9 protein-coding genes are annotated in these 11,312 nt (G+C 69.7%); 8 read left to right on the top strand and 1 reads right to left on the bottom strand.

Annotation, left to right across the window (positions count from 1 at the left end; translation table 11 throughout):
- Positions 1-18: 18 nt before the first annotated feature.
- Entirely contained in the window at positions 19-3,948 is a 3,930-nt protein-coding gene (gene eccCa, locus ACIA5C_RS44990) for a type VII secretion protein EccCa (RefSeq protein ID WP_396066749.1), read from the bottom strand.
- A 187-nt stretch (positions 3,949-4,135) separates the two neighbouring features.
- Here eccCa and eccD point away from each other — a divergent pair, with 187 nt between their 5' ends.
- The 8 genes from eccD to ACIA5C_RS45030 all read left to right on the top strand — a co-directional run bounded on the left by eccD (position 4,136) and on the right by ACIA5C_RS45030 (position 11,303).
- A complete protein-coding gene (eccD, locus tag ACIA5C_RS44995; RefSeq protein WP_396066751.1) occupies positions 4,136-5,530 on the top strand; it encodes a type VII secretion integral membrane protein EccD in 1,395 nt (464 codons plus the stop codon).
- Between the two features lies 1 nt (position 5,531).
- A complete protein-coding gene (eccB, locus tag ACIA5C_RS45000; protein ID WP_396066753.1) occupies positions 5,532-6,926 on the top strand; it encodes a type VII secretion protein EccB in 1,395 nt (464 codons plus the stop codon).
- 57 nt (positions 6,927-6,983) lie between these two features.
- Complete coding sequence (locus tag ACIA5C_RS45005) at positions 6,984-7,310, top strand: WXG100 family type VII secretion target (protein ID WP_396066755.1); 327 nt, start codon at positions 6,984-6,986, stop codon at positions 7,308-7,310.
- Positions 7,311-7,336: 26 nt separating this feature from the next.
- Positions 7,337-7,630, top strand: coding sequence for a WXG100 family type VII secretion target (locus tag ACIA5C_RS45010; RefSeq protein ID WP_396066757.1), 294 nt, complete (start codon positions 7,337-7,339; stop codon positions 7,628-7,630).
- A 66-nt stretch (positions 7,631-7,696) separates the two neighbouring features.
- Complete coding sequence (locus ACIA5C_RS45015; RefSeq protein WP_396066759.1) at positions 7,697-8,104, top strand: hypothetical protein; 408 nt, start codon at positions 7,697-7,699, stop codon at positions 8,102-8,104.
- 29 nt (positions 8,105-8,133) lie between these two features.
- Positions 8,134-10,542 carry a hypothetical protein gene (locus ACIA5C_RS45020; RefSeq protein WP_396066761.1) on the top strand — a complete coding sequence of 803 codons (2,409 nt, stop codon included), beginning with the start codon at positions 8,134-8,136 and terminating at the stop codon, positions 10,540-10,542.
- Between the two features lie 18 nt (positions 10,543-10,560).
- Positions 10,561-10,968: a YbaB/EbfC family nucleoid-associated protein gene (locus ACIA5C_RS45025; protein ID WP_396066763.1), complete on the top strand. Its 408-nt coding sequence runs from the start codon at positions 10,561-10,563 to the stop codon at positions 10,966-10,968.
- Positions 10,965-11,303 carry a hypothetical protein gene (locus ACIA5C_RS45030; protein WP_396066765.1) on the top strand — a complete coding sequence of 113 codons (339 nt, stop codon included), beginning with the start codon at positions 10,965-10,967 and terminating at the stop codon, positions 11,301-11,303. Before ACIA5C_RS45025 ends, ACIA5C_RS45030 begins: the two co-directional genes overlap by 4 nt.
- Positions 11,304-11,312 lie beyond the last annotated feature (9 nt).

Genomic DNA, 11,312 nt, shown 5'->3' on the forward strand with positions numbered 1-11,312 from the left:
ACGGTGCTTTCGACTCGGTTAGCTCGCCGTGCTGACCAGGCCGTCTACCGGCTGCCAGGCGGTCTGCATCAGCCGTCCGCCTCTACGAGTACACAGCAGTGCCCGCCCCGGCGGCATCAGCCGCGGCTTGACGTTGCCGAGCAACGGCCCCTCGTTCGGAGGGCACGACAGCGCCAGATCCGGAGTGTTCGTCTCCTGGATACGGCGGATCAGCGGATCCATCGACATTCGCATCGCGTTCGCCGCGCCGCGAGTGATCACGAGATGGAATCCGATGTCGGCGCCCTGCGCGAGATAGGGCAGCAGCGGCAGCAGCGGCGATTCCTGGCCTGACAGCAGGTCGTAGTCGTCGACCAGGATGAACAGCTGCGGGCCCTGCCACCAGTCGCGGTTGCGTAGCTGTGCCGGGGTGACGTCGGCGCCGGGCATGCGGGGGATCAGCCCAGCGGCCGCGTCGGCGACCGCCGCTGCCGTCGAGTCCGGAGACACCGCGTAGCCCAGCCGGTAGCCCTCCGGTACCGCGTCAAACAACTGCCGCCGGTAGTCGACGATCATGATTCGCGCTTCGGCCGGTGTGTACCGGCTGGTGATCGCGTGGGCGAGGTGGCGCAGGACGTTGGTCTTGCCGCTCTCGTCGTCGCCGAGCACGGTCAGGTGCGGCAGCTCGCCGAAGTCATGCCAGACCGGTGCCAGCTGTTCCTCATCGATGCCGAGCGCGATCCGGATGTCGCCGTCGGGCGCGGGCAGCGACCCGGCCGGCAGGGTCGCCGGCAGGGTCCGTACCTCGGGGGCGCGGGGGCCAGTCCAGAAGTCGTCGGCCATGGCGACCAACGCGCGGACGCCGTCGCCGAGGCTCGCGCCGTCGGCAATCCCGTCGATCCGAGGCAGCGCGGCGAGGAAGTGCAGTTTGTCGGCGGTGAGGCCGTGGCCCGGGGCGGCAGGCACGGTGGCTGCAAGCCGCATGTCGATGACCGAGTCGACCGGGTCACCGAGCTTGAGCTCGAGCCGGGTGCCGATCTGGTCCCGCATGCCGTGATAGACCTCCGACCAGCGGGCCGCGCTGAGTATCAGGTGGATGCCAAAGTTGAGGCCTTGCGCCGCGATCCGCCGGACCAGATCGTCGAGGTGCTCGAACTCCGACCGCAGGGTGAACCAGCCGTCGACGACGAGGAAGACGTCGCCGTACGGGTCGTCGGTGACGCGGCCGTCCGCGCGCATCTGCCGGTAGGTTGCCATGCTGTCCACCCCCAGTGCCAGGAACCGGCGTTCCCGGGCCGTGATGAGGTTGGTGACCTCGCGGACGATCCGGCTGACCCGGTCGGCGTCGAGCCGCCCGGCGACCGATCCGACGTGCGGGAGCCCGGCGACCGATCCGAGGGCGCCGCCGCCGAAGTCCAGGCAGTAGAACTGCACTTCCCGCGGGGTGTGAGTGAGGGCGAGGGCGCAGATCAACGTACGGATCAGCGTGCTCTTGCCGGTGCGTGGCGCACCGGAGACACCGACGTGGCCGCCGGCACCGGAGAGCTCGAGCAGCAATAGGTCACGCAGCTGCTGGAATGGTTTGTCGATGTACCCGATCGGGGCGGTCAGGAGTCCGTTGCCGCCCCAGCCGGCGGCGCTGAGGCCGAGATCCGGGTCCGGGGCGACCGTCGGCAGCAGATGATCGAGCGTGGGTGACTGCCGCAGCGGCGGCAGCCACACCTGATGGGCTGGCGGCCCCTGATTGATGAGCTGGCCGGTCACCAGGGAGAGCACAGTGTCGGCATCAGAGTGGTCCGAGGGCTCCTCGACCGGCTCGGCCTCGACCGGCTCGGGCTGCGACGGCATCGGCACGTTGCCGAGCGTGTACGGGACGACCTGCCGCTGGATGACGTCCTGCGACGTCCGCGCGGCCGGAGCCCGGTATGGCCCGGAAACGTAAGCTGCCTTGAAACGGATCAGCGTGGAGACGTTGGCGCGCAGGTATCCGTTGCCGGGAGCGGACGGCAGTTCGTAGGCGTCGGTGGCCCCGATCACCGACCGCGATTCCATCGCTGAGAACGTGCGCAGGCCGATCCGGTAGGACAGGTGCGACTCGAGCTGGCTGATCCGGCCGTCGTCGAGCCGCTGGGAGGCGAGCAGCAGATGCACGCCGAGCGACCGGCCGAGCCGGCCGATCATCACGAACAGCTCGATGAAGTCGCGATGGGCGCTGAGCAGTTCGGAGAACTCGTCAACGATCACGAACAGGGTGGGCAGCGGGTCGACGGCAGCGCCCTGGGCTCGGGCCCGCTCGTAGTCCAGCGCCGAGCTGTAGCCGCCGGCCGAGCGCAGCAGCTCCTGACGCCGCACGATCTCGCCGTGCAGCGCGTCGCGCATCCGGCCGACCAGCGCTTCTTCGTTGGCAAGGTTAGTGATCAGCGCCGAGGTGTGCGGTAGCCGGTCCAACCCCAGGAAGGTCGCTCCGCCCTTGAAGTCCACCAGCACGAAGTTCAACGTCTCCGATGAGTGCGTGGTCGCCAAGCTCAGGACCAGCGTGCGCAACAGCTCGCTTTTGCCCGATCCGGTCGCGCCGATGAGCATGCCGTGCGGGCCCATCCCGTCCTGCGCGGACTCTTTGATGTCCAGCTCCACCGGGTCGCCGTTGGAGTCGATGCCGATCGGCACGCGCAACCGGTCGGTCTGGGCCCGGGGCCCCCACAGCACGGCCAGATCGAGCTCCGTCAGATCGGCGATCCCCAGCAGGGCTCCAATGTCGAAATTGGACTTCAACGTGTCCTCAGTCGTCTCGGTGAGCTCGCCGAGCCGGTACGGGGACAGGATGCGCGCCACGGCTCGGGCGGCGGCTTCACTGAGCCGATCTGGCCTCGCCATCCGTCGCCGTACCTCGCCGCCCACCCGGTCGCGTTGCACCATCATCAAGTCGTCGCCGTCGACTGAGAGGGTGAGCTGGGTCTTGCCGACCGCCGGCGCATCGTCATCGAGGTCGATCAAAACAACGTTGCGGTAGCCGACGGAGGACAGCCGAGCGCCGCTGGCGAGCCGGCCGCCATCGCGCAGCACCACCACGAAAGGTTCGTCACGAGACGGGGCGGCCCCGGTTTCGAACCGGGGCCGGGCGGCTAAAGCCTCACCGAAGAGCCGCTCGACCGCGGCTTCGGTGTCAGCGGCGAACCGTACGGCGCCCGCACCGTCCTGCTCCAGCGGATGTTGCGCATGCGGTAGCCACTTCGCCCAGTCCCAGGCAGCGGATCCGTCCTCGTCGACGCAGAGCGCCACCCGTACCTCGTCCGGTGCGTGAAAGACGACCAGCGACGCCAGCAGTGCCCGCGCGAAGGCGCGGGCCTCCTCGCGGTCGGCCGCGGCGATCCGCACCTGGGCAAACCCGCGCAGGAACAGCGCCACCGGCTGGTCGGCCAGTGCCGAGTACGCGTTGATGAAGCGCCGCAGCGACTTGGCAGCCAGCGGCTCCAGGTCCTCGATAGGCTTGGTCTGCAGCGGCACGATCCGAGTGGCCAGCCGCTGCTCACCGGTGCCGAGGCGCACCTCGAGGAAGTCCGGGTGGGTGGGGCGCCTTTCCCAGCGTCGGGAGGTCATCGCCAGCGACCACAGGGAGCGTGGCGCCGGATGCGTCCAGGCGGTGGCCTCTCGCTGCCGGGCCACGTTCTGCCGTACCCGGCGCCGGTTCTGCGCCAGGTAGCGCAAGTAGTCACGTCGGTCCCCGGCGACCCGCTGGCGCCGGTCGGCGCTGCCGAAGGCCATCTGAGCCACGGCCATGCCGCCCATCGACAGCACCATCATCCCGAGGACGACCCAAATTACCGGCCCGCGGGACGTGCCGACGAAAAGGAGCAGGATCACGCCGGACATCATCGCCATCGGGAGCACCATCAGGGCCTGGCGCATGCCCTGGTTCTGGGTTTCCGGCAGCACCGGCGGCTCCTGCAGCTGAAGTTCGCCGCTGGGCATGGCGGGTCCGGCACGTCGCGCCGGACGCCCGAAGAATACTGTGGACAAGGGCTTGCACCTCTCGTGGGCTTAATCAACCGACACGGTTACAACGCGGGCGGCCCGTCAGGGCTCAATGCGGCGGGGAAGAAATTCCACCCGTCCCGCTGAACCTTTTTGGGTGCGGCCCCGTCGAGATGCTGTGACCATGGAGACCCGGGGCACGGACACGTCTGCGACGATGTGCCGACTGGTGGTGTGGGGGCCCGACCGCCGCATCGAGATCGCCGTCCCCGCATCGGTGGTGATCGCCGATCTCCTTCCGGTCCTGTTGAACCACTTGGGCGTCAATCTGGCCGACGCCGGTCTCGCCCACGGTGGCTGGGTGCTGCAGCGTCTGGGCGAGGCGCCGCTGGCCGAGGAGCGCACGGTCGGCGGCGAAGGGCTGGTCGACGGCTCGGAGGTGTACCTGCGGCCGCAGTCCGATCAGATTCCGCCGGTCCACTTCGACGACCTCGCCGACGGCCTGGCGAACGGCATCGCCGTCCGGGCCGGCCGGTGGCGGCCGGAGATGGGCCGCTGGGCCGCGGCGGGCGTGCTGGGAGCGGCCGGGCTCGCCGGTGTGCCGGTGGTACTGGCTGGTGATGAGCTCGCGCCCCGCGCCGCAGCCGCTGGCCTGGTGGCCCTGCTCGGGCTGACCTGCGCCTTCATTTTCGCCCGGGCCTTCGGCGACCGCGTGTTCGCCCTGGTGGCCGGGGGACTAGCGGTGCTCTATGCGGCTCTCATCGCCCTGGTCCTGCCGGGTGGCGGTGCGTTGACCGCGGGCGCGCCGGAGGTTTTCGCCGGGGGCGTCGTCGCGGCGATGACAGCACTGCTGGTCGGGGCGCTCGCCGGGTTCGCCGGGCCGCTGGTCACTGCGGTCGTCACCGGCAGCCTCTGTTGCGCGGCCGGGGCGGCCGCCGACGTATACGCCGCAACGCCGGCGCCGGCCGGCGCCGGGATCGTGCTGGTGCTGGCCACCGTGGCGACCCTGATCGTGCCGTGGACCGCGTTCCGACTGGCCGGGATCTACCTGGCGCCGCTGCCCACCCGGCCGGAACATCTGCAGGAGGACATCGATCCGGAGCCTGCCGACGACGTATTGCCCCGGGCCGCCGCCGCCGACCGCTACATGACCGGCCTGCACGCAGGCCTGGGCGTAGCGGCGCTCGCCGGGATCGTGGTGGCCGCACCGGACACCGGCTGGACGTTCCGGACGCTGCTGCTGCTCGCCGCGTTCGTCCGCTTGCTTGCCTGCCGGCCGATGATCAGTGCCTGGCACCGGGCGGCGCTCGGAATCCCGGCTGTGACCGCGATCGCGATTCCCTGCGCCGTGGCGGCGCTCGACCTGGATCCGCGGTTGCGGCCGGCGGCCGTGGCCGGCGCGCTCCTGATCGCCCTGGTGGTGTGCTTCGTCCTCGGCCGCCGGCTACCGACCCGGCGGGCAATGCCGGTCTGGGGTCGGGTCGGTGACATCGTCCAGCTGATCGGCACCGTCGCGTTGCTGCCGGTGTTGGCCGCCGCCCTCGGGGTGTACGGCGCCGCCCGGGCGATCGGGGGCTGAGATGGCGCAGTCTCGTCGCGACCAGATCCAGGCACAGTCATACGTGTGGAGCCGTCTGGTCAGCGCGCTGGTCACCGGCGATGCCGACGCGGCGGAGAACCCGAACCGGCGGTTGCTCACCGGCACGGTCGGCGGCCTGCTGCTGGCCGCGCTGATCACGATCGGTGTGACCGCGTACGGCTTCGTCCGCCCTGGCGGTGCGACGGCTTGGGAGAAGCCCGGCGTGCTTATCGTGGAGAAGGAGACCGGAAGCCGCTACGCGCTGGTCGACGGCCGGCTGCGCCCGATCCTCAACTACGCCTCCGTGCGGCTGTTTTTTGGCAAGGACCCGCAGGTCATCATGGCGTCGGCCAAGTCACTAGGCGCTGTGCCGCACGGCGACCCGCTCGGCGTGGTCGGCGCCCCCGACGGGCTTCCGGTCGCGGGCCGGGTGAGCGGGCAGGCGTGGACGGTGTGCGCGGCCGCAACCAGCGATCTGACCGGTAAGGCGGTCCCGATCACCACGCTGTCAATCGCCGAGGCGGGGCCGCGTACCGACCGGCCACTGGACACCGGATCGGCGTTGCTCGTGGCCGGCGACGTCATGGTCTGGCAGGGGCGGCGGATCCGACTGACCGAAGACTGGCTAGCTCGCGTGCTCGGGGCCGACGGTCCTCCGCTGCCGGTGCAGCCGACCTGGCTGGGCGCGCTCCCGGCAGGACCGGACCTGGCGCCCGTGCCGGTGCCCGGGCGCGGCGACGCCGGGCCGTCGGTGGATGGACGCCCGACGAGGATCGGCGAACTGTTCTCAGCCAGTGCCGAGAACGGGGCGCAGCGACGGTTCGTGCTGCAGTCCGACGGGCTGATGACACTCAGCCCGATGGCGTACGCGGTGGTGGCCGCCGACCCGGCGACGGCTGCCCTCTATCGCGGCGAGGCCGTCGCGACGATACCGCTCAGCCTGGCCGCTCTCGCACAGCTCCCGGTCTCGGGCCGGGCCGCGCTGTCCGGCTCGCTGCCGCAGGAGCCGCCCCGACTGATCACGCGGCCGCCGTCCGGTCTCGACTGGTGCGTCCGGCAAAACATGGGCGACGGCCAGATTGAGGTCAGCGCCGACCGTACACCGGGCGCCTCCGACGCGGTGACCGACGGGCTGCGCATCACCCGGACGCCACGGACGGCCGCCTATGTCGCCGTCGCCGCCGGCGACGGCGGCATGGTGGTGGCCGGCCGTTTCGACCAGGCCTTGGGCAACAGCCGCTACCTGGTTACTGATGCCGGGGTGAAGTATCCGGTGCCGGACGCGGCGACCGCAGAGCGGCTTGGATACCCGTCGTCGGGCGACCACCCGGTACCACCCGCGCTGCTCGACCTCCTGCCGACCGGACCGTTGCTGAGCGGCGACGTACAGAACTGACCTCGACATCAAGGCGATCCCGGACGAACCTGCCGGGCCGAGCGAAGGAGAAGCAGCATGGCGACACCCGATCAGATCAAGCACACAGACACCGCGGTTAGCACCCTGCTCAATGCACTCGGGGTCGGCCTGCAGGAGGTGGCCAACGCCCGCAGCGGGGTGAACACCACCACCTCCGACATGGCCGGCACCTGGCAGGGCTCCGCCTCGTCCGCGTTCCAGACCAACATCGCCGAGTGGGAGAGCGGCGCCGACAAGGTCACCTCCGCCCTCGACGATCTCTACGCTGGCGTCAGCAACGCCGGCAAGACGATGAACCACAGCGAGACCGCTGCCCGCAGCATGGTTCACAGCGCCGGCGGCGGCTGGGCCACCAACGGCTGACTACCACTCATCTGAAAGGCAGACCCATGGACGGTTTTAACGTCAACACCGCTGTGCAGGACGACTCCGCGGCCCGGCTCCACCTGATCCTGCACAACCTGGAGAACGCCCTGAACAACGTCAACAACGCCGCGAAAAACTACGTCGCGGACAACAAGGGCTTCAACGTCACCGTCTACGAGCAGGCGCACATGAGGTGGCAGCAGGGCCTGGCCCAGATGAACGACGCACTCAGCGGCCACCAGGTCGCCCTCACCCGGGTCGCCACGAACTACCGCGACGGTGACCAGACCGCTGCCCGGATGATCCCGAACGCCTGACCCGCGGTGTCGCGGGTGAAGCGGCGTCGCTTCACCCGCGCCCCTCGCCCAACGGAGGAGAGACAGATGCCCGCAAACGACGGCACCCGCATCACCATGGGCCCGGAGTTCATCGGCGGCGTGAAGGACAAGCTGGACGGACTCCACAGCCAGGTAGCCCCGGTCCGTGGCGGCGTCAACCCGAACGACTCGGGCCACCCCCGCGGGTTCCAGTTGGCGACCGTGCAGGTGGTCGCCGGCGGAGAGAAGTTCCCGCCCGGTGCTGACCTCAAGGCCAAGGCGAACGCGATGGGCGGCCTGGTCGACGAGAAGCTGCGCGGCTTCGAGACCAAGCTGTCCGACTACGGCCAAGCCCTCCAGAACATCATCCGTGAGGTCCACGACATCGAACTCACCAACATGTCATTGACCGACTTCGGCAAGTACATGCCCGGCGGCGGCACGACCAGTCCGACGCCGCCGCCGAGCGCCTGACCGTCTCAGATCACGCAGAGGGAGTGAACGTGCCGCAACCGGGGGACGCGACCATGACGTGGGAGTCGGGTCTCATGGAGGTGCTGGCCGCCGAGGCGATGGACCGCAGCACCTTTCTCGGCATGCCATGGATCAGCGCGCTCAGCGCCTCGGTAACCCTCAAGCCGCCGAAGAACCCACCGGCCGGCCAGTTCTTCCTCTACACCCCGCTCATCGACGCAAACGGTCATCTCATCTACGTGGACGGCTTTCAAAACACCCTCGACTCGGCGCCGCTGCCCGGCTACCTCATGGTCACCGGCTCGATCAACTGGTTCGACGGGGGCGGCAGCTCACCGCACGACCACTACGCCAACGAATTCCTCGCCCACACCCAAGCCGCGCTCAAGAGCGGCCCGGAGGGAACCGTTCTCAACGCCGCCTCCTTCGACGAGGCGGCCGAGACCTTCTACAACCTGTGGAATTGGCTCAACCATGCGCAGGACCAGGTCAAAAGCCAGCTCGACCAGGTCGGCAGCGACTCGTCGAAGTTCAAGGGCCAGGCCGCCGGTGCGCTGCTGCGCACACTGGAGAACCTGCACGACGAATTCAGCCTGTTGCAGAAGGACCTGAAGACCAACCAGGACTGGACGCAGATGCTGCACGACAACGCGTCCCACATCCGCCAGTTCTGGCAGGAGATACGAAACGCCTGGGACGACTTCTACAGCAAGCCAGAGCCGACCGAGATGGTCACCAACGCGGTCAATCAGCTGGTCAACCAGGCGCGGTCGGTGCGGCTGACCGACATTCACACGTGGAACGTCCGCCTCGACGTGGGCGACGGCACCACCCGCGACTTCAACATCCTCGAGTGGGGTGCCTTCGGCAAGCTCAACACCGACATGCAGACGGTGTGGCTGAACAACGCACACGTCCTCGACAGCCGGATGCAGTCGTCGTACGGATCGCTGCGCGACAGCCTCGACTGGACCCGCACCAACATGAGCGACCCGCACGACTATCTCCCCCCACCCGGAGAAGGTGTCACCACCCCCAAACCGGACGACAGCAAGTCGAACCTCGACGACAGCGTCAAGAGTCTGGGCGGCGGCAACGGCAATATCCCCAACCTCAGCGGCGGTGGCAACGTCCCCGACCTCAGCGGCGGATCGGGGGGCGGCACCAACCAGCCCAACCTCAGCGGCGGAGGGGGCGGCGGCCTCCCAGACATCGCCGGCGGCAACGCCCAGGCCGGCCCGGGCGGCGGCCAGCTGGACCTCAGCGGCGGCACCGGTCTCGACGGGCTCAACGGCGGCGGCAACGTCCCGGCACTCGGCGGCAACGACCCAGCGGGCGGTGGACTCGGCCCGGACGGCTTGCCTTTGCTCACCACCGGGGCCGGCAACAGCAACCGGCGTACCGGCACCGGCTCCTCTACGCCCACCGTGCCCGATCCGGCCGACTTCACTGGCGGCGGCGAAGCATCCGGCACCGGCGATCCCCAGCCGAGCACTATCGACCCGAGCGCGCTGGGCGCCGGCTCGACCGGTTTCGGCTCGATGCCGGGACTCGGCGGCAACGACCCAGTCGGCACCGTGAACGCACCGGCCACCGCCGACTCCAACCAGGGTGCGACCATCCCGCCCGGCGGCGGCGGAACTAACACAGGCTTCACGAGCACACCTGCTGGGGGCTCGAACAACGGGTTCAGCGTCGCTCCGGACGGTGGGTCCAGCGGCTTCGACCAGCTGCCCGCGGGCCCTGGCGGCGACGACCCGAACGGGTTCCTCGCCGCTCCCGACGGGGGCGGCGCGAACGTACCGGCCGGAGCGTCTGGCGGATCCGGGTTTGACCTAGGGTCTTCCCATCCGCTGACGCCGGGCAGCAGCAACGGCTTCCAATTGCCGGCCTCGGACCTCTCCGGCGGTGGTGGGGGCTTCGACGCGGGCGGCGACTCGGCTTGGAATCCCGCCGCACCTCCGGCCGACAGCGGGTTCTCATTCGACCCGCTCGGCGGCGGCTCGGGCGGTGGGGGTGCGGTCGGCGCTCCCGCGGGTGGTTCCGGCGACTCGCGCGCCGGGGCCCTGTTCGGAGGGTTGGCGCCCGGAGGTGCTCCGTTGGGCGGTCTCACCGATGTCGTGGGAGCGGCGGGCACGGCTGGCTCAGCGGGCGCCGCCGGCTCCACGAACGGCTTGGGCGGGACGCCGCCGTTCATGCCTCCGATGGGTGGCATGGGAGGCAACGGCCAAGAGAAGGAGCGGGAACGCACGACCTGGCTGGCCGAGGAGGAAGAGGTCTGGGGCACTGACCCGGACGTCACACCCGCGGTCATCGGGCGCGACGAGGCCGACGCCGAGGAGCAGGAGGACCCGCGTACGCCGTGGATGCCCACCACCCGGCCGCCCACCCGAACCCCCGCCCGCGACGAACGCCGGACTACCGGACGCCGCTACTGATGGAACCAGGAGGACCCGATGACCGACGCCCTGTTCAACCACATCTCTCAACTTCAGGCCGAAATCGAGAAGCAGCGGGAGGCCGCAGCCGACCTCAACCGCGACCTCGGCGACACCCGGCACACTGTGGTCGCCAAGAACCGTGCGGTCAGCGTGACAGTCAACGGGCGCGGTGAGCTCGCCGAGGTGCGATTCCCGATCAGCGCTTATCGGTCGATGGCGCCGGCCGAACTAGGTGACCTGCTGGTCACCCAGGTGGCCGAGGCCCAGCGGCGGGCCCGGACGGCCAGCATGCAGCGGATGACCGGCCTGCTCCCGTCCGGCCTGGGCTCGCTGTCCGGCACCGGGGACCTCGACACCGCGATAGGCGACGTCACGAAAATGTTCGGCGATTTGGGCCGGGCGGAAGGAGACAGGCCGCAATGACCGACCGGATCGGCTTTGACCCCAACAAATTTGACACCGGGCCGCTACGGGAGGTCGCGGCCGTCTTCAACGACGTCCAGCAGACCTACACCGACGCGGTCGCGACGATCGGCAGTCCGCTGGGTGGGCGGCACCCGCGCGGTGACATCGACAAGCAGGCCGAGAACCTTTACCGCACCACCACCGACACCACCGCGGCGATGCTGGATGGCGTCACCGGGCTCGTCCATGGCGACGCCGGCAACGCCGACAAGGCGCGCAATGTGTTCCTCGGCGTCGAGGACGACATCGTCCGGAACATCAAGTCCAATACCGCCCGCCCGCCGCACGCCTGAGCGTCACTC

Source organism: Actinoplanes sp. NPDC051343, assembly GCF_044455125.1.
Lineage (GTDB): Bacteria > Actinomycetota > Actinomycetes > Mycobacteriales > Micromonosporaceae > Actinoplanes.